The sequence below is a fragment of the Lysobacter sp. 5GHs7-4 genome (genome assembly GCF_021284765.1).
GTDB lineage: Bacteria > Pseudomonadota > Gammaproteobacteria > Xanthomonadales > Xanthomonadaceae > Lysobacter.
The window spans coordinates 4,549,031-4,568,672 of sequence record NZ_CP089924.1 but is presented as its reverse complement, the minus strand read 5'-3'; the positions used below and the strand labels follow the sequence as shown (position 1 = coordinate 4,568,672).

Sequence of the window (19,642 nt, the reverse complement as noted above, 5' to 3'; positions counted from 1 at the left end):
TTGGATTGCTTGTGCCACTAAGCGGAAGCGCGACCGCCATGGCGCCAGGCGCCACAACTAGAGAAGGGGTGGTATGGGTCACGATGAAATGAACCGCCAGCGCGCCAACGCCATACGGCTGCGCGCACCGACGATCCTCTTGTGGTCGCTGTTCTGGTTTAGCGGCGCCGCCACCGCGCAGGAAATCGGCTCGGTCTGGGCCAGCGAGTGGGCCTTCAACGGTCCGCACTACACCGAACGCGCCGTGCAGCAGGATATGGAAAGCCTCCATTCGGCTTCGTTGCCTCATGGCCCCTTCAGTTTCGAAATCACCAAGCAGACCGTGCTGGACGATCGCACGATCTATCAATACGAGTTCGAGCGCGTGCCACCCGTGGTAGGGGAGTGGAGCCACAAAAGCCTGCTCGACCCTCCGCAGCCGAATGCGACCCTGCAGACGGTGATGAATCAGATCAAGCAGCGCCTGGACGGGCAAAGCACGGGGCAAGGGTGCCCGGCCTCGACGGTGGTGACCGTCTCGCCCAATTGGCAGGTGGATAGCAGCTGGGACAACGGCCAAAGCATCAACGAATCGACCAGCTACACGGCCACTTACTCGGTCGGCTCGCCCGGCAACTGCAGCAGCACCAGCGAAAACAGCTCGATCCTCCGCAATCGCTCGATCCAGTGCCCCAACGTCACGGTGCACGCCTGGAGCAACGCCAAGCAAGCCTGTGCGGGCGTGCCGGGATCGGAGATGACCTACTTCAGCGCGCCGGCGCGCGCTTGTCCTTCGGAGGAAGGTTGCCAGCCCAGCAGTGGCGCCAAGAACGAAGCCACGCTCGATTTCGACCTGGGCTGGGTCTCCTTTCAGCGCAGCTATCATTCGGGTGGCTCCGCTGCCGGCGGCGGCTTCGGCGGCGGCTGGACGCATTCGCATAACATCCGTCTGGCCATCGGCACACATCCGGCTAGCGGCAACGCGACGCTGCACTACGGCCTGATCGAGGGCAGCGGTGCCCACATCGCCTTCAAGCCCGCGGGCGCGGTCTACGAGGCCGCAGATGGCAGCGGCGATCGCCTGGTCGCCAACGGTACGCAATGGACGCTCTATCGCGGCGATCGCGTACTGGCCTTCGACAGCGAGGGCAGGTTGCTGTCGCAGCGCTACGACGACGGCACTGCCTTGAGCTACGGCTACGACACGCTCAAGCGGCTGGCGACGATCACGCATAGCAACGGGCGAGCCCTCGATTTCGCCTACGCCTCCGGCAAGGGCGCGGCCCCCGTGGCTTCGATCAGCTCCGGCGGCACGGTGCTGGCCAGCTACGGTTACACCTCGCTGGGACAGGTGCAAACGGCGACTTACGCCGGCGGCGCGCAGTTGGTTTACCACTACGGCATGAACAACGCGCCGATGCTGCTGACCGGCGTGACCGCTGAGGACGGTCGCCGCCACAGCACCTACACCTACGACGCCAAGGGCCGCGTGGAATACAGCGAGCTGCAAGGCGCCGGCGCGGGCTTGCTGCTGGAATACACGCCCACCGGCACGGCCAAGGCCACCAATGCGCTAGGCCGGCTGAATACCTATGCGCTCACGTCCACGCCGGCCAGCGGCGCCCCGCGCAAGGTCGCGTCGGTGGCTAACAGCGCCGGCACGCTCAGCTACACCTACTACCCCGAGAGCACGGACTTCCGTCGCCGCCTCGACACCGTCACCGACCGCAACGGCACGGTCACCAAACACACTTACCTGGACACCACCGATACCGCCAGCGGCTTGCTGGTGCGCGTGCAGACCACGGTCGAGGCGCAGGGCACGGCGCAGGCACGCACGACCGAGCAGCGCTACGAGCGCGATGCCAACCGTCTGATCATGGCCCGGGTCGGCAGCCGCGAAACCCGCATCGCCCGTAACAGCCGTCAGCAGCCCACCAGCGTGACCGAGCGCGATGCCGTCACCAACGCCACCCGCATCACGACCTACGCTTACTGCGAAGCCGCCGACGTGGCCGTCAGCAACAGCACCTGCCCGTTGCTGGGCCTGCCTAAATCGGTGAATGGCCCGCGCACGGATGTCAGCGACGTCACCACCTACACCTACTACTCCGGCAACGCCGCCGGCTGCGCCAGTTCGCCCAGCACGTGTACCTATCGTAAAGGCGACTTGTGGAAGACCAGCAATGCCTTGGGGCAGGTGACCGAGGTGCTGGCTTACGACGCCCAAGGCCGCGCGCTGTCGGTGAAGGACGCCAACGGCGTGGTCACCGACTATGAGTACCACCCGCGCGGCTGGCTGACCGCCACCAAGGTGCGTGGAACCAACAACGCGGTCGAAACCGACGATCTGATCACCCGCGTCGACTACTTCCCCACCGGCCTCGTCCAGAAGATCACGCAGCCCGACGGCAACTGGACGGGTTATGAGTACGACGCGGCGCAGCGGCTAACCGTGGTCACGGACCGCTCGGGTTGGAACATCCGCTACACCCTGGACGCGGCCGGCAACCGCACCGTAGAGGATTACAAGAAGAGCGACGGCGTGATGTACGCCACGCGCTCGCGGGTTTACAACGCCTTGGGCCAGTTGCAAACCGACAAGGACGGCCTGAACAACGCCACCGGCTATGTCTACGATGCAGACGGGCGTGCGGACACCGTGACCGATGCGCTCGGCCGCGTGACCGACCCGCAGTACGACCCGCTGGGCCGCCTGGCCAGGACGATCGAGGATGTCGGCGCGGGCCGCATCAATGCCGACACCCACTACCTGCACAACGACCTGGATCTGGTCACCCAGGTTATCGACCCGAAGGGCCTGAACACCGTCTACGCCTACAACGGCTTTGGCGACCTGACGCAGCTGACCAGTCCGGATACCGGCATCACCAGCTATACCTATGACAGCGCCGGCAACCGCGCCAGTCAGACCGACGCCCGCAGCATCACCGCGACCTACAGCTACGATGCCTTGGGGCGGATCACCCAGCAGAGCTATCCCACCGCGGCCCTGGGCAGCACTTATACCTACGACACCACCGCAACCGGTTGTCCGGCCGGCGAGACCTTCGCCCAGGGCCGGCTAAGCCAGACCAGCGGCACCGGAGGCACCACCCGTTATTGCTACGACCGCTTCGGCCGCATGGTGCGCAAGACGGTGCAGACCACCGGCCCCGCGCTGGTCTCGCTGTACGCCTACACCCCGGCCGGTGCCTTGAAGTCCGTCACTTACCCCGACGGCACCCTGGTCGACTACGTGCGTAGCACCCACGGCCAGATCACCCAGGTGGGCGTGACCCGCCCAGGCCAGGCCCGCGAAATCCTGGTCACCGCGGTCGGCTACTTCCCCTACAGCCCGCCGGCCGGCTGGGTCTACGGCAACGGCCGGCCGATGACCCGCAACATTAATCGCAACTACGACACCTACCGCTTGCAAGGCGATGCGCAGGATGGAATTTCCCTGTTCCTGCACCGCGATGCGGTCGGCAATGTAATCCGTCAGAGCACAGGCGACCAAGCCACCGTGTTCGCCCGCTACCAATACGACGCCCTGAACCGACTGTTGCAGACCCAGGACGGCCCCAGCGCGGTGCCGATCGAAACCTACGGCTACGATGCCACCGGCAACCGCACCAGCCTGCTGCACGCGGGCGTGACCACGAACTACACCTATCCGGCGGGCAACCATCGCCTGGCCGCGGTCGGCACGGTGGCTCGCACCTATGACGCCGCGGGCAACACCACCGCCATCGGCGGCGTCGCCAAAGAGCTCGTCTACAACGACTTGAACCGCCTAAGCCAGGTCAAGGCCAATGGCGTGGCGCAGATGAACTACGCCTACAACGGCCAGGGCCAGCAGGTGCGCCGCTACAACGGCAGCGTCATCCGCCATGCGATGTATTTGGAGGACGGGCGCTGGCTGGGCGAGTACGACAACGCCGGTGTCGCGCTACAGCAGGTGGTCTGGCTGGACGACCTGCCGGTGGGTCTGCTCAACGGCGCGGGCACGTCGCAGAAACTGCTGTACATCGAGCCCGATCATTTGGGCAGCCCGCGCATCGTCATCGATCCGTCGCGCAACAAGGCGATCTGGAAGTGGCAGCTCAAGGGTGAAGCGTTCGGCAATAGCCCGCCGGAGCAAGACCCGGACCAGGACGGCGTCGCCTTCGTGTTCGATATGCGGTTCCCCGGGCAGCGCTACGACAGCGCCAGCGGGCTGAACTACAACTACTTCCGGGATTACGATGCGGGGAGTGGGCGGTATGTGCAGAGTGATCCGATTGGATTGGCTGGTGGTATAGGCACTTATATTTATGTTGACGGAAGCCCGAATTCTTGGGTCGACCCGTTGGGGCTTCAGGGTGTTCTCGTTCGCCCTTCGGTTGGGAGGCTCGGAAGGCTTGGTCGCGGTGTGGGGTATATGTCTGATGCGACCAGAGTACCGTGGTCTCAACAGCCACAAGTTCGCGTTCCCGTTCGTGGATCTAAACCAAAGAACGACGTTCCGTCTTGGGCAAGAGGCAGTGTTCCAAGAAATGGCGAAAAGCCATCGCAATTTGCGCGACGGGTCTGCGAAGAGGCCGGGCAGAGTACGAAGGAAGGGCCAGGAACTCCATTCAACCAGATAAAGAAGTACGCAGAAACGCATTTCCGGCCGGATGGGAAGCCGCCTAGCTTGATTGGTGAAATATTATTTGGAGAGGGGGTGGAGTATTACATCATTGACGACCCAACCTAGTAACGAAATTTTTCCAGTGGGTTTCGTCTTTCAGTCGCACAGCGTCTGGATCGGCTGGATATCGACTGACGAAGCGGGAGCAGCCGTCGTCAAAAGCGATGGGTTGATCTTATGGGGCGCGACTCAAGACGATTTGGTGATAAGTTGCACGGAAATCTATAGTGATGCCGTGATCGAAAGCGCGACAGTTTTTGATTTGGATAAGATATTAGAAAGCTTGTGCAATAGAGGTGATATCTCCAGCAATGACTTAATCAATTGTTGGAATATGTTAAAGGACGTGAGGCTAGCGCTTGGAGCGCGTGGTGCTGTCTATAAGTTCGAAGGTGTTGCGGAGGATCAAGCGTACATGACGTTTTTCTCGACAGCATCGGGAGGTGGATTGTTGGATCTGGTGGAAAGCTATCCTGTTGATCGAGATTTCGAAGTGGCTCGAGAGGTGGTTAGCACAGGAATTTTGATGCTTTTGGATGCAACGGCGAATGTGAGTAAGCGTGAGAGAGAAGAGAACTAGGACACCCACAGTTCCGTAGTTCTCTCACCCCAGCATCAGAAGTCTCTGGCTGTGCGCAGAGAGCCCTGGCGCGATGCTGGGGCCATGCCCAAGCACGTGCACCGCCGATTCCACCCGGCCAAGCCGGAACGTTCTATTTCGATATGCGGTTCCCGGGGCAGCGGCATGACGCGGCGACGAGGCTGAATTACAACTACTTCCGGGATTACGATGCGGGGAGTGGGTGGTATGTGCAGTCGGATCCGATTGGGCTAAGTGGCGGCATCAGCACCTATTCTTACGTTGACGGAAGTCCATTGGGTTCGGTTGATCCAAGTGGCCTTGCGGGCTTCGGGGTAACGGCTGGCGCCTCCGCCGAAATATGCAATTGACGATTACCGGCGGTAGCGAGGGCGAGCCTCAGCACTCGGGCAAGAATCACCCCGGGGATACGGCATGCGATTTCGGGTGCAATTCAAATCGAAAGCCTATGTCGGAGGCCGAATCAGACGGTTAAGGATTGCGCAGCAGGTTGTGGATTTACGAACGGACTTCGTCATGCGCCGGATCATTGGCATCTTTCAACGAACCCTGGTGATGGGGCCCCTCATTGAGGCGATAGGTATGTTTAGGAAAAATGTACTGGCCGTCCCGCTTGTGCTGACTGCGCTTGTTGCCGTGGGTGCGCATGCAAGCGGGAATGAGGGGCTCTCCTCGCAATCAATTCTGAGGAACGATTTTAGCGAGCAGAAGTACTGGCCAAAATATGAAGTGCCCCGAAGTATCGAGTTCTGCGGCGGAGATTGGTGCCAAGAAGTGACTGTCAAGACGAAGCGGACTACGGCAGCTTGGGATGCCGTTTTTCTGATGTTCTACTATTTCGACGCGAATGATCAGTATAGAGAGCGCAGAGATGAGTGGGCGACCGTTCTACTGAGCAAGCATGGAAAGAAGTGTGTTGGTACGTCTGAGGCCAAAGCGGCGTGTGCGTTGGGTAAATTAAAAGAGCTTCACGGCTTTGAGTACAGAAGGGTGCAGTACGATGTTGGGAGTCGCTGTTCCAGCAACTTTGAGGTAAAGCTTCCGTACTTTGGAAATAAGGGCAGCTGCGTTCGCCTCAGGAAGTAGCGGAAAGCGAGGACACCCTGGAGCGAACCGGGTCTTTCGGGCAGTGGGCCTAGGGCACATACCCTGCGCAGATGAACTACGCCTACAACCGTCCGGGGCAGCAGGTGCGACGCTACAACGGCTGCCTCATCCGCCATGCGAAATAGGAGCCAGGTTACTTTTCCGCTGCCGATACGACGGACGCAGGAGTGCCTGGAGCAGGTTCGGAATTCGCAGGAGCCGGAAATACGTGGCTACCTAGATCACTTAAAAGCTGGTGGTGGCTTGTACAACGCTCTAAGGGGCCTGATGAGAGGGGCGTCGCCAGGTATTCTTTTGTGTGCGATGTGCATTCCACCGACGATGGAAGTTAATGATGGCCCGACCTGATGCATACGGACGACTTTGATTTTGTGCAGTCTATTTATAACGGCGGCTTAGCTCAAAAGGCAGGTGAGCTGGGCGTCGCAGCATTGTCTACGCCAGAGCGTAGCGTTGTGCTTGCTTTGTGGGCGAAGGGGATCTTGGACAACGGCGGTTTCGCTTATCTCCACGAGGCTGGAGCGGACATACGTGTCATTCGTGATGCGTTTGCTGAAGTGGGTTTAGATGAGGCATCCCGGGCGTGTGACCTTTCAGTGATAGCGCTGGAAGCACCAAGGCGCGAGCAATTGCCTGCTAATGTCACGCGCATTGATCGTATTGATGACGGTGAAGAAAGATGGAGCGAGTGCGACAAAATGATATGGAGGCTGGGCGACAGATTTGACTCTGCCGTCGCCAGCTACATTAGACGAAATAAAGCGATCTTCGGGGTCTAGTGCCATATGGTGCCAATCGATAAGGCAAGCGTCGTGAAACTTGATGAAGCGCTGGCGACGCTAGTGGGTCTATCCGAGGACGAGGTCGTCTTTGCACGACCTCCTTTCTCCCTTGGTTCAACAGCAATAATTGGGTTCCTGGGTTCTGAATTTCAGGTGCCCACTGAAGTTAAGGCGGACGGATTTGAGTATTTCCTCGACGCCGCTACGTCATCGATCCGGCGCGTAACAAGGCGATCTGGAAGTGGCAGCTCAAGGGTGAAGCGTTCGGCAACAGCCCGCCGGAACAAGACCCGGACCAGGACGGCGTGGCTTTCGTGTTCGATATGCGGTTCCCGGGGCAGCGGTATGACGCGGCGACGGGGCTGAATTACAACTACTTCCGGGATTACGATTCGGGGAGTGGGCGGTATGTGCAGAGTGATCCTGCAGGGCTGCAGGGGGGATTGGTTCATTTTTGTATGCGGACGGCGATCCCTTAAGTGCATTCGATACGAAGGGTTTCTTCACTATTAGGGCGATGCATCGTAGCGACTTGACGCGATCCGTAGTGTGGAAATTCGCATTCGAATTTAATCCAATAACCGCCAAAAACATCCCTGGTTGGGATGGCAAGGTTAGGAAGGTTGTTGAAAAGTGGAATCTGCTATAGACGCGATGAAGCCTGACTCAGTTGGTCCAAAGCGCCCGTATACCGACTACCTTGAGTGTGGGCTACTTGACTCGAAGTTATTAAGGGGCTATGAGGCTGCCGCTTTCGTCGGAGAGAATTGACCTATGGTCAAGCTCTAAAATATTTGAATGAAATGTACCTTAAATACTCAGAGATGCGATCGCTCTATCATCTGCCTAACGTAATGCTTGATGGGGCTATATTGGAAGCGCAAAGTCACCTTTTTAACGGGGTTAGGGAGTACATACATGGACCAGCAGGTAGAGAGCGGCAGTTACCTTGCCAGATTCGTTCGGGCCGCCAGTATAACTTGGCTCATACTGGCTTTTTACAGTCTATCCATGAGGGCGGTTGGCAGGCTTGACGCGGAGTTGGCTTTAATAATCGTGGGTATAGCTTTGTTAGCGGCGCTAGTGTCTGGTGCGATTGCGGCGGCGTTTATTCGGCAGCGCCCAGTTGCTTTGGTGGTTGTTAGTCAATTAATAGGTATGACTATAGTTGCTGTCGCTGCGGCGCGTTGAATGGTGGATCATGGTTGTCGACAGATCGACGGGTTTAAACCGCTGGTCGAAGGCGAATGCGATGTCAGGCCGGCCTCTCGGCCGTCGGGAATGACCCAGTTGGACAGTACAACTGGGCGCTGATCTACATGGATCCATCTAAAGACAAGCATGCACCCGCTCGTGCGAAGTTCTGGCTTGAGAAGGCAGCTAGTCGAGGACATGCACTGGCGCAGAGGCGACTTAGCGCGAGGGCGGCGGGGCAATAAATCTGGGACTACGATGGCTCTGCTAACAGCACCGTCATCGGGGCGCCGCCAAGCGGTCGTCTGCAACGACTTGAACCGCCTAAACCAGGTCAAGGCGCTGAGATATTTTCCAGGTTCCTCCGAAGGTCGGAGGTCGAGCTTGCGCGCACCGTTCGAAGATTGAAGGCGCAGGAACCTCATCGCGACGGGTTCTTTGGAAAACGATGGAAGGGCAAGCGGGAGACTAAGGCCGCTTGCTTCAACAACCAGTCGCGAAACGCGACGATGCGCGGATCGTCGCGGCTGCGCAGCGGATAGACCAGGTGGTAGGCGTAATCCGCTGCCGCCGGCACGCCGATGTCGAACAGCCGTACCAGGCGGCCTTGGGCGAGGTCGCTGCCTATCATCTCCAGGTCGGCTAGGCCAATGCCGTCGCCGTCGATCACCGCCTGGACGACGTGGCTGGAATCCGGGAAGCCGACGCAGCGGCTGTCGTCGAAATCCTCGACACCGGCCGCGGCCATCCACATACGCCAGTTCGGCCAGACCATGCCGTCGGTCTTCCAGTCGACGTAGTAGAGCGTGTGCGCCGACAGGTCGCGCGGCTGCAGCGACGTCGCGCTGGCGGTCAGCAGCCGCGGGCTGCACACGGGCACGATGACGGTATCGAACAGGCGGTCGGCGCAGGCGTCGGCGACGCGGCCGGTGCCGAAGCGGATTGCCAGGTCGATGTCGTCGCTGTCGAAATCGCGCAGCTCGTCGCTGATGTCGAAGCTCAACGTCAGCTGCGGATGCGCGGCCTGGAACGAGGGCAGCCGCGGCAGCAGCCAGTTGGTGGCGAAGCGCGCGCTCAGCGACAGGCGCAGTTGGCTGGCGCCGCGCGCCATGCCGCGTGCGCGCGCCAGCGCCTGCTGCAGCGATTGCAGGGCGGCCTGTGCGGCCTCGAACATCACCATGCCAGCCGGGGTCAGCTGCAGATGGCGGCCGCCGCGCGCGAACAGCACCAGATCCAGCTGGTCCTCCAGCTCCTTGATCTGGTGGCTGACCGCGGCCGGCGTGAGCCCCAGTTCCTCGGCGGCGCGGGTGAAGTTCAGATGTCGGGCGGCCGCGGCGAAGGTTCGCAATGCGCGCGTGCCCGGCAGCATGCGGTTCATCGGTGAGGCGCCCGCGTCGGAGAGGGGGCGAGGATTGCGCGTTCGGTCGCCGCCGGTCAACGCCGGACGGGCCGCCGCGCGCCTGCGCACGGCGCTCCGGCCCGGTCCTGCACAGCGCGTCGCCCCGGGTTCGGGGCGTTTGCGGGATAATCGCGGCTGCCGGTGACTCCCGGCCTCGGCATCGCCGCCTTCCTGGCCATCGTCTGCCCGCATGCGGCGGGTCCGGGTTTGCGCGCCGCGCCGGCGCCCGTGAGCACCGTCCCACGCCCCCCGCATCGAAGCCAGCCGCCAGCCATGAACACTGAATACCGCAAGCCGCTACCGGGCACCGCACTCGACTACTACGACGCGCGTGCCGCGGTCGAGGCCATCGCGCCCGGCGCCTACGACCGTCTGCCCTACACCTCGCGCGTGCATGCGGAGAACCTGGTGCGGCGCGCCGAGCCGGCGATGCTGGCGGCGTACCTGACCCAGCTGGTGGAGCGCCGCAGCGACCTGGACTTCCCCTGGTTCCCGGCGCGCGTGGTCTGCCACGACATCCTGGGCCAGACCGCGCTGGTCGACCTGGCCGGCCTGCGCGACGCCATCGCCGAGCGCGGCGGCGACCCGTCGCAGATCAATCCGGTGGTGCCGACCCAGCTGATCGTGGACCACTCGCTGGCGGTGGAGCACGGCGGTTTCGAGAAGGACGCGTTCGCCAAGAACCGCGCCGTCGAGGACCGCCGCAACGAGGACCGCTTCCACTTCATCAACTGGACCAAGCGCGCGTTCCGCAACGTCGATGTGATCCCGCCGGGCAACGGCATCATGCATCAGATCAATCTGGAGCGGATGTCGCCGGTGGTGCACGCGCGCGACGGCGTGGCGTTTCCCGACACCCTGGTCGGCACCGACAGCCACACCCCGCACGTGGACGCGCTGGGCGTGATCGCGATCGGCGTCGGCGGCCTGGAAGCCGAAAGCGTGATGCTGGGCCGCGCCTCGTGGATGCGCCTGCCGGAAATCGTCGGCGTGCACCTCACCGGCAAGCCGCAGCCGGGCATCACCGCCACCGACATCGTGCTGGCGCTGACCGAGTTCCTGCGTCAGTCCAAGGTGGTCGGCGCGTATCTGGAGTTCTACGGCGAGGGCGCGTCGGCGCTGACTCTGGGCGATCGCGCCACGATCTCCAACATGGCGCCCGAGTACGGCGCCACCGCGGCGATGTTCTACATCGACGACAAGACCATCGACTACCTGCGTCTGACCGGCCGCGAGGATGCCCAGGTCAAACTGGTGGAAACCTACGCGCGGCAGACCGGCCTGTGGGCCGATGCGCTGGTCGATGCGCGGTACGAGCGCGTGCTCACGTTCGATCTGTCGTCGGTGGTGCGCAACATGGCCGGCCCGTCCAACCCGCACAAGCGCCTGCCGACCTCCGAACTGGCCGCGCGCGGCATCGCCGGCGAATGGCAGGACGTGCCCGGGCAGATGCCCGACGGCGCGGTGATCATCGCCGCCATCACCAGCTGCACCAACACCAGCAACCCGCGCAACGTGATCGCCGCCGGCCTGCTGGCGCGCAACGCCAACGCGCGCGGCCTGGTGCGCCGGCCGTGGGTGAAGAGTTCGCTGGCGCCCGGTTCCAAGGCGGTGCAGCTGTACCTGCAGGATTCCGGCCTGCTGCCGGAGCTGGAAAAACTGGGCTTCGGCATCGTCGCCTTCGCCTGCACCACCTGCAACGGCATGAGCGGCGCGCTGGACCCGGCGATCCAGCAGGAAGTGATCGAGCGCGACCTGTACGCGACCGCGGTGCTGTCGGGCAACCGCAACTTCGACGGCCGCATCCATCCCTACGCCAAGCAGGCGTTCCTGGCTTCGCCGCCGCTGGTGGTGGCCTACGCCATCGCCGGCACGGTGCGCTTCGACATCGAGAAGGACGCGCTGGGCTTCGATGCCGACGGCCAGCCGATCACGCTCAAGGACATCTGGCCCAGCGACGAGGAGATCGACGCGATCGTCGCCCAGAGCGTGAAGCCCGAGCAGTTCCGCCAGGTCTACGAGCCGATGTTCCGCTTCGACGGCGCCGGCGGCGGCAGTATCGATCCGCTGTACGCGTGGCGCCCGCAGAGCACCTACATCCGCCGTCCGCCGTACTGGGAAGGCGCGCTGGCCGGCGAGCGCACGCTGACCGGCATGCGTCCGCTGGCGGTGCTGGGCGACAACATCACCACCGACCATCTCTCGCCGTCCAACGCGATCATGCTGGACAGCGCGGCCGGCGAGTACCTGGCCAAGATGGGCGTGCCGGAAGAGGACTTCAATTCCTACGCCACCCACCGCGGCGATCACCTCACCGCGCAGCGCGCGACCTTCGCCAATCCCAAGCTGCTCAACGAAATGGTCCGCGACGAGGCCGGTAAGGTGCGCCAGGGTTCGCTGGCGCGGATCGAGCCGGAGGGCCAGGTCACGCGCATGTGGGAGGCGATCGAAACCTACATGGAGCGTCGCCAGCCGCTGATCATCGTGGCCGGCGCCGACTACGGCCAGGGTTCCTCGCGCGACTGGGCGGCCAAGGGCGTGCGCCTGGCGGGCGTGGAGGCGATCGCGGCCGAGGGCTTCGAGCGCATCCACCGCACCAACCTGATCGGCATGGGCGTGCTGCCGCTGGAATTCCAGGCCGGCACCGACCGCAACACCCTGGGCCTGGACGGCACCGAAACCTACGACGTGGTCGGCGCACGCACGCCGCGCGCGACGCTGACGCTGGTGATCCACCGTCGCAACGGCGAGTGCGTCGAGGTGCCGGTGACCTGCCGCCTGGATACTGCCGAGGAAGTGTCGATCTACGAGGCCGGTGGCGTGCTGCAGCGGTTCGCCAACGACTTCTTGGAATCGGCGCAGGCGGCGTGAACTTGAACGCCGAGGCGGCCCGGATCGTCATCCCCGCGAAGGCGGGGATGCAGGGCTGCAGCCAGGTATGACGCTGAAGTCACTGGATTCCCGCTTTCGCGGGAATGACGAGCTAAAGCGATCGAGCATGACGCTGAAGTCACTGGATTCCCGCTTTCGCGGGAATGACGAGCTAGAGCGACCAAGCATGACGCTGAAGTCACTGGATTCCCGCTTTCGCGGGAATGACGGGCTAGAGCGACCAGGCATGACGCTTAAGTCACTGGGTTCCCGCCTTCGCGGGAACGACGAGCCAAAGCGAACGCGGGCATGACGAGCCAAAAGCACTACCGCACCCGCCAGCTTCCCAATCCCTAACCGAGCCCGACCCCCATGGCCCATCTCCCGCAAATCCGCATCCCCGCCACCTACATGCGCGGCGGCACCAGCAAGGGCGTGTTCTTCCGCCTGCAGGATCTGCCGCCGTCGGCGCAGACGCCCGGCGCGGCGCGCGACGCCCTGCTGATGCGGGTGATCGGTTCGCCCGATCCCTACGGCAAGCACACCGACGGCATGGGCGGCGCCACCTCCAGCACCAGCAAGTGCGTGATCATCGCCAAGTCCGAGGTGCCCGATCACGACGTCGACTATCTGTACGGCCAGGTCGCGATCGCCCAGGCCTTCGTCGACTGGAGCGGCAACTGCGGCAATCTCAGCTCCGCGGTCGGTCCCTTCGCGATCGCCGCGGGCCTGATCGACCCCGCGCGCGTGCCGCACGACGGCGTTGCGACCGTGCGCATCTGGCAGGCCAACATCGGCAAGACCATCATCGCCCGCGTGCCGGTCAGCAACGGTCAGGTGCAGGAAACCGGCGACTTCGAACTCGACGGCGTGACCTTCCCCGCGGCCGAGATCGAGCTGGAGTTCCTCGACCCGGCCGACGAAGGCGAGGGCGGCGGCGCGATGTTCCCCACCGGCAACATCGTCGACGAGCTGGACGTGCCCGGCGTGGGCCGCCTGCGCGCGACCATGATCAACGCCGGCGTGCCGACGATCTTCCTCGACGCCGCCGACCTGGGCTACACCGGCGCCGAGCTGCAGGATGCGATCAACGGCGACCCGGCCGCACTGGCGAAGTTCGAGACCATCCGCGCCCACGGCGCGGTGCGCATGGGCCTGATCGCCGACGTCGAGGCCGCCGCGCAGCGCCAGCACACGCCCAAGGTCGCGTTCGTCGCGCCGCCGCGCGACTACACCGCCTCCGGCGGCAAGCCTATCGCCGCCGGCGACATCGACCTGCTCGCGCGTGCGCTGTCGATGGGCAAGCTGCACCACGCGATGATGGGCACCGCCGCGGTCGCGATCGCCACCGCCGCGTCGGTGCCGGGCACCCTGGTCAATCGGGCCGCGGGCGGCGGCAACGACCGCTCGGCGGTGCGCTTCGGCCACCCCTCCGGCACCCTGCGCGTGGGCGTGGAAGCGCGTCAGATCGACGGCGAATGGACCGTGACCAAGGCGGCGATGAGCCGCAGCGCGCGCGTGCTGATGGAAGGCTGGGTGCGGGTGCCGGCCGACGCGTTCTAAGAACGCCGCCGCGGTGCCGGAGCCGGCGCCGTATCCAGCGCCGTGGCCGCCTGCGGCCGCGCGCGCCGTTTGACTCGCGGCCGTAGCAGGCCGCACGGCCGCGCCCCAGTTGCACCCGCCGGGGCGCGACGAGCTGCGACCCAGTTGCACCCGCCGGGGCGCGACGAGCTGCGACCGTCCGTCGTCTGCTGCCACCTAATATGTGTACTAAAAGTGTCGCAAGGGTGCCGGGTAGCGGTATCCTCGCGGCCGTGCCCGCCTTGAGCTTCGCTCGGCCGGGCCGGACCGGCGCCCCGCGGTGGGCGTTCGTCGCAGCCCGATTACAAGGAAGTCGAAGCGTCATCGCCAGGGAGGTGCGGTTATGGGCTACGAATTCGAGAAACAGACCTTCGCCAGCGGCCAGCAGGTGACTCTGGTCAGCTGGGAGGACGAATCGCCGACCCAGCACGGCGCGAAACTGCAGAACAAGCCCTGGAAAGCCACCGACGCGCGCGCTAGCGTCGGTTTCTACGATTCCACCGTCGAGTACATGCGCAACGACTGGGCCGCCAAGCACATGGCGCCGAAACCGGTCGTGACCGCGCATGGCAACGTGATGCTGTATCACAACGCATCCACCAACACCTGGCATTCCACCGACGCCCTCGACATCGATCACGTCGTGCCGTGGAAGCAGCACTTCGCCAACAAGGGCGTGCGCAGCCATGCCGAGGCGCACATGGCCTACAACGACGTGGCCAACCTGCGCATGCTGCCGGCGGTGGTGAACCGCGCGCGCGACAGTGCCGACAATGTGCTCAGCACCTACGGCAAGGACTCCAAGCAATGGAAGGAGTGGGTGGACGAGCGCTTCGGGTTCGACGCCAAGGCCAGCCCTTCGGCATTCGATCCGGACAAGGATCTCGCGCGCCGCACCGTCGCCACCACCAGCAAGGACTGGGCGCCGGACGACGGCCGCAAGGGCCTGAGTTTCGACGCGGCGGTGGTCGGGAAATGGTATGAGGCGCAGCTGCACAAGCAGTACGCGACCACGGTGGAGATGAGCCATCCGACCACGGGCGCGAAACAGAACGTACCGCTGTTCTATTGCGCCGCCTCCAAGCAACTGTGCACCCGCGACGCCCTGGATATCGATCACGAACTGCCGTTCGAGATCCTGGCCAAGGAAATGATGAAGCACACCGCCGGCGGCACCGCCACCAAGGCCAATGCGCTGGACGCCTACAACGAGACCAGCAACCTGCGCCTGGTCAGTCGCGGCGCCAACAGTTCGCACGAGTGGGAACTCAATGCGGAAATGACCTACCGCGACGACGATGGCCCGGCCCGTCCCGGCGATCGCGCGTACGCGTCGGCGACGCTGTCCAGCAGCATCCGCGACCAGGTCCGCGAGGCGATGGGTCACGGCCGCGGCACCATCTTCGGCATGCAGGACTACTCGTTCCCCTCGGCCCCGCAGGCCAGCCCCGCGCTGCCGACCTTCTCCTCCTCTGCGCTGGCCAGCCCCGCCGTGGCGACGGTTCCGTCGGCCACGCCGGCCAGTCCCTTCATGCCGATGTTCCAGTCGGCCCCGTCGGCCGGGCCTTCCCCGCTCGCGCCTCCATCGGCTCCTACCGCCAGCGCCGCCGTGTCGATGGGCAGTTCTTTCATGCCGATGTTCCAGTCGGCGCCGCCGACCGGTCCGTCCCCGCTTGCGCCGCGGCCGGTTCCCAACGCCAGCACCGCGGCGTCGATGGGCGGCCCGTTCATGCCGATGTTCCCATCGGCCCCGCAGGCCAGTCCTTCCGCGCCTACGTTTGCGTCGACGCCGGCGGCCAGTGCGGCGGTGGCGACGCAAGCACCGGCCAAGCAGGCCGGCACCGGTGCGCCCACGCCATCGTCGGTGGCGCCCAGTCAGAGCAGTCCTATCCTGCTCAACGACGCGCGGCATCCGGACAACAAGCTCTACCTCAGCGCGCTGGCCGGCGTGCAGAAGGAATACGCCGACAAGTTGTCGACGCCGCAGCGCGAGAGCGTCGCTTCGTCCGTGACCCTGATCGCCAAGTCCAACCAGATGCCGACCGTCAGCCGGGTGGTGAGCAACGAAGGCACGCTCTACACGGTGTGCGATTTCGGACCGTTCAATCGCAAGGTCATTCCGGTCGAGGAAAGTCAACTGAAGGGCCGGACCATGGAGCAGAACACCCGCGATGTCGCCGCTCTGCCGGCTGCGACGCAAGCCGCCACCCCGCCCGCGCAGACGCGCAGCCCGACCATCGGCCATTGAAGCGCGCGCCAACCGATCACTCAGCGACGGTTCCACCCGCCGCACCCCCACACAGGACGCCGATGCGTCGCCGCCAAGGAGTTCAGCCATGCATTTCGACGACGTAACCCTGCAGGGCGGACACCACGTCACCCTGGTCAGCACGGACGATCTGGCGCCGCCCCAGCACGGCGCCCGACTGCAAAACACGCGCTGGACCAGCAACGACACGCGCGATTCGCTGGCCTTCTACGACTCCACCATCGAGTACATGCGCAACGATTGGGCGTTCAAGAACATGCACGGGCAGAACATCGACACGCCGCACGGGCGGGTCGCGCTGTTCCACAACGCCACCACCGACACCTGGCACAGCACCGACGCGCTGGACATCGACCACGCCACGCCGTGGAAGCAGCACTGCGTCAACAAGGGCGTGACCAACCAGGCCGACGCCATGCGCGCCTACAACGACGTCGGCAACCTGCGCATGCTGCCGGCGGTGGTCAATCGCGCGCGCGACAGCGCCGACTTGGTCTACAACACGCACGGGCCCAACTCGCCGCAATGGCAGAAATGGGTCGACGATCGCCTGGGTTTCGATCCCAGCGTCAACCGCCCCGGCTTCGACGAGGACCGCGACCTGGCGCGCCGCCACAAGACCACCATGGAAACGCCGTGGTCGCCGGACGAAGGCCGCAAGGGCCTGAGCTTCGATGCGCGCGTCGCCGGCAAGTGGTACGAAGCGCAGCTGGAGCAGGCCTATGCCTGCTCGGTGCAGGTCAAGAGCCCCACCACCGGCAAGATCAGCGAGGTGCCGCTGTTCAAATGCGACGCCTCCGGCCAGTTGCTCACGCGCGACGCCCTGGACATCGATCATCGCGTGCCGTTCGAGATCCTGTCCAAGGAGATGATGCAGTACGCGCCCGACAGCGGCGCCACCAAGGCCCATGCGCTGGACGCCTACAACGAAACCACCAACCTGCGCCTGGTCGGCCGCAGCGCGAACAGCGGTCACGAGTGGGAGCTCAACCGCGAGGGCCAGTTCCGCGACGACGTAGTGCTCAAGCCCTTGCCCGGCGACTACCGCGAGGACCAACTGGTGGCGTCCAGCAGCATCAGCGCCCAGGTCCGCGCGACCATGCAGCAGACCTACGGCCGCACCGCCACCATGGTCGAGGGCGGCTTCGGCGGGCTGCCACCGTTCGTGCCGCCGCAGCAGCCGCAGCAACAGGCGCCGTTGCTCAACGACGCGCGCCATCCCGACCATCCGCTGTACTGCAACGCGCTCAAGTGCGTGCAGGACGAGTACACGCGTCTGCCGCAGCAGCAACAGGAGGTGCTGGCCTCGTCGGTGGCGCTGTTGGCCAAGCAGAACCATATGCCGGACATCTCGCGCGTGGTCAGCCACGAAGGCAGCCTGTACGCGGTGCGCGACCATGGCTTCAGCGGCGCGCGCGACGTGGTCCACCATCCCGAGCAGGCGCTGCTCAACCGCACCGTGCAGCAGAACACGCAGGACATCGCCAGCGTGGCCACGCCGACCCAGCAGAGCTGGCAGCAGGCGCAGCAGCAACATCGCGGTCTGGTGCAGTGATCCGCGCCGCCCGGTCGCGGTCGCCACGATCGCGATACCGGGACGGCCAGCCATCGGATCGGTTCGACGCACGCGGCCGGACGTCATCGACAAGGAGAGGCGGTAATGGGACATAGCTTCGAAAAGGAAACGCTGGGCAGCGGCAAGCAGGTCACCCTGGTGACCTGGGAAGACGAGTCGCCGACCGAGCACGGCGCCAAGCTGCAGCGCAAGCCGTGGAAGGATTCGGACACCCGCGCCAGCGTGGGTTTCTACGATTCCACGGTCGAGTACATGCGCAACGACTGGGCGGCCAAGTTCATGCGCCCGCAGGGTTTCGAAACCCCGCAGGGCAACGTGCTGCTGTACCACAACAAAAGCAGCAACACCTGGCACAGCACCGACGCGCTGGACATCGACCACGTCACGCCGTGGAAGGAGCACTTCAACGCGCTGGGCGTGAAGACCCATGCCGAGGCGCACATGGCCTACAACGACGTCAGCAACCTGCGCATGCTGCCGGCGGTGGTGAACCGCGCGCGCGACAGCGCCGACAATGTCCTGACCACCTACGGCGTCAACTCCCCGCAGTGGCAGGAGTGGGTGGGCGAGCGTTTCGGCTTCGACGCCAAGGCCGACCATCCCAAGTTCGACGACGAACGCGATCTGGCCCGGCGCACCAAGACCACGATGGAAAAGGAGTGGTCGCCGGACGAGGGCCGAAAGGGCCTGAGCTTCGACGCGGGCGTGGTCGGCAAATGGTACGAATCGCAGCTGCAGAAGCAGTACGCCTGCACCGTGGAGGCGTCCAATCCGGACACCGGCCAGAAGCAGCAGGTGCACCTGTTCCGCTGCGCCGCGTCCGGCCAGCTGTGCACGCGCGACGCCCTGGACATCGACCACGAGCTGCCGTTCGAAATCCTGGCCAAGGAAATGATGAAGCACACCCAGGACGGCACGGCCACCAAGGCCAATGCGCTGGACGCCTACAACGAAACCAGCAACCTGCGGCTGGTCGGTCGCAGCGTCAACAGCTCGCACGAGTTCGAGCTCAACGCCGAGATGGAGTTCCGCGACAAGGAAAAGCCGATGAAGCGCGGCGAGTTCGACGGCTGGCTGGTCGACGACGGCGGCCAGCTCAGCCCGGAAATGCGCAAGCAGATCCGCGAGCTGGCGCGCAGCTACGAGCCCGGCCGGCCGATGCTGATCAAGGACGCCGAGCATCCGGACCACAACCTGTACAAGCTGTCCATGACCGGCCTGTCCAACACCGACATCGGCAAGCGCATGAACGGCCAGGAGCTGGAGAACGCGGCCGGCGCGCTGGCGGTGTCGGCCAAGGCCGCCAAGCTGACCTCGATCGACGTGATCGCGCGCAGCGGCGACGGCAGCTCGCTGTTCGCGATCCAGGGCGATCCGCGCGGCGTGCACAGCTTCGGCCAGGTGTCCACGCAGGTCGCGGTGAAGCAGTCGATCGCCGACAGCACCCAGGAAGCGGCGCGGCTCAGCCATGTGCAGCAGCAGGGCCAGCAACAGGGGCAGCAGCAGGTCAAGCATCCGTTTACGCACTGATTGCATCGGTCACTTCGTTGAACGACTCCGCGCCAGGCCCTCACCGGCCTGGCGCATTCGTTTGCGCCGGATCGAATC

Annotated in this window: 13 protein-coding genes; 12 read left to right on the top strand and 1 reads right to left on the bottom strand. The window is 64.2% G+C overall.

Going from position 1 to position 19,642, the window contains the following annotated elements:
* Window positions 1-73 precede the first annotated feature (73 nt).
* From LVB77_RS20650 to LVB77_RS20620, 7 genes are all read left to right on the top strand, one after another.
* Window positions 74-4,720 carry an RHS repeat-associated core domain-containing protein gene (locus LVB77_RS20650; RefSeq protein WP_232908072.1) on the top strand — a complete coding sequence of 1,549 codons (4,647 nt, stop codon included), beginning with the start codon at window positions 74-76 and terminating at the stop codon, window positions 4,718-4,720.
* Between the two features lie 16 nt (window positions 4,721-4,736).
* Window positions 4,737-5,234, top strand: coding sequence for a hypothetical protein (locus LVB77_RS20645; protein ID WP_232908071.1), 498 nt, complete (start codon window positions 4,737-4,739; stop codon window positions 5,232-5,234).
* 143 nt (window positions 5,235-5,377) lie between these two features.
* Window positions 5,378-5,605: an RHS repeat-associated core domain-containing protein gene (locus tag LVB77_RS20640; RefSeq protein WP_232908070.1), complete on the top strand. Its 228-nt coding sequence runs from the start codon at window positions 5,378-5,380 to the stop codon at window positions 5,603-5,605.
* 166 nt (window positions 5,606-5,771) lie between these two features.
* Window positions 5,772-6,341 (top strand): hypothetical protein, encoded by a 570-nt coding sequence (locus tag LVB77_RS20635; RefSeq protein ID WP_232908069.1) that lies wholly within the window; start codon window positions 5,772-5,774, stop codon window positions 6,339-6,341.
* A 368-nt stretch (window positions 6,342-6,709) separates the two neighbouring features.
* The gene (locus LVB77_RS20630; RefSeq protein ID WP_232908068.1) at window positions 6,710-7,141 is read left to right on the top strand and encodes a hypothetical protein; all 432 of its coding nucleotides are present in this window, start codon (window positions 6,710-6,712) and stop codon (window positions 7,139-7,141) included.
* 326 nt (window positions 7,142-7,467) lie between these two features.
* Window positions 7,468-7,623: an RHS repeat-associated core domain-containing protein gene (locus tag LVB77_RS20625; protein WP_232910386.1), complete on the top strand. Its 156-nt coding sequence runs from the start codon at window positions 7,468-7,470 to the stop codon at window positions 7,621-7,623.
* 439 nt (window positions 7,624-8,062) lie between these two features.
* Window positions 8,063-8,335, top strand: a complete 273-nt coding sequence (locus tag LVB77_RS20620) for a hypothetical protein (RefSeq protein WP_232908067.1) — start codon at window positions 8,063-8,065, stop codon at window positions 8,333-8,335.
* A 424-nt stretch (window positions 8,336-8,759) separates the two neighbouring features.
* On the opposite strand, the gene gcvA is transcribed toward LVB77_RS20620, so the two are convergent.
* Window positions 8,760-9,716: a transcriptional regulator GcvA gene (gene gcvA, locus LVB77_RS20615; protein ID WP_232908066.1), complete on the bottom strand. Its 957-nt coding sequence runs from the start codon at window positions 9,714-9,716 to the stop codon at window positions 8,760-8,762.
* A 294-nt stretch (window positions 9,717-10,010) separates the two neighbouring features.
* On the opposite strand from gcvA, the gene acnD reads away from it, so the two are divergent.
* From acnD to LVB77_RS20590, 5 genes are all read left to right on the top strand, one after another.
* The gene (gene acnD, locus LVB77_RS20610; protein ID WP_232908065.1) at window positions 10,011-12,608 is read left to right on the top strand and encodes a Fe/S-dependent 2-methylisocitrate dehydratase AcnD; all 2,598 of its coding nucleotides are present in this window, start codon (window positions 10,011-10,013) and stop codon (window positions 12,606-12,608) included.
* 372 nt (window positions 12,609-12,980) lie between these two features.
* Window positions 12,981-14,171, top strand: a complete 1,191-nt coding sequence (gene prpF, locus LVB77_RS20605; RefSeq protein WP_232908064.1) for a 2-methylaconitate cis-trans isomerase PrpF — start codon at window positions 12,981-12,983, stop codon at window positions 14,169-14,171.
* A gap of 361 nt (window positions 14,172-14,532) precedes the next feature.
* Complete coding sequence (locus LVB77_RS20600) at window positions 14,533-16,437, top strand: XVIPCD domain-containing protein (RefSeq protein WP_232908063.1); 1,905 nt, start codon at window positions 14,533-14,535, stop codon at window positions 16,435-16,437.
* Between the two features lie 88 nt (window positions 16,438-16,525).
* Window positions 16,526-18,013, top strand: a complete 1,488-nt coding sequence (locus LVB77_RS20595) for an HNH/ENDO VII family nuclease (RefSeq protein WP_232908062.1) — start codon at window positions 16,526-16,528, stop codon at window positions 18,011-18,013.
* Window positions 18,014-18,118: 105 nt separating this feature from the next.
* The gene (locus LVB77_RS20590) at window positions 18,119-19,564 is read left to right on the top strand and encodes an XVIPCD domain-containing protein (protein WP_232908061.1); all 1,446 of its coding nucleotides are present in this window, start codon (window positions 18,119-18,121) and stop codon (window positions 19,562-19,564) included.
* Window positions 19,565-19,642: the final 78 nt, after the last annotated feature.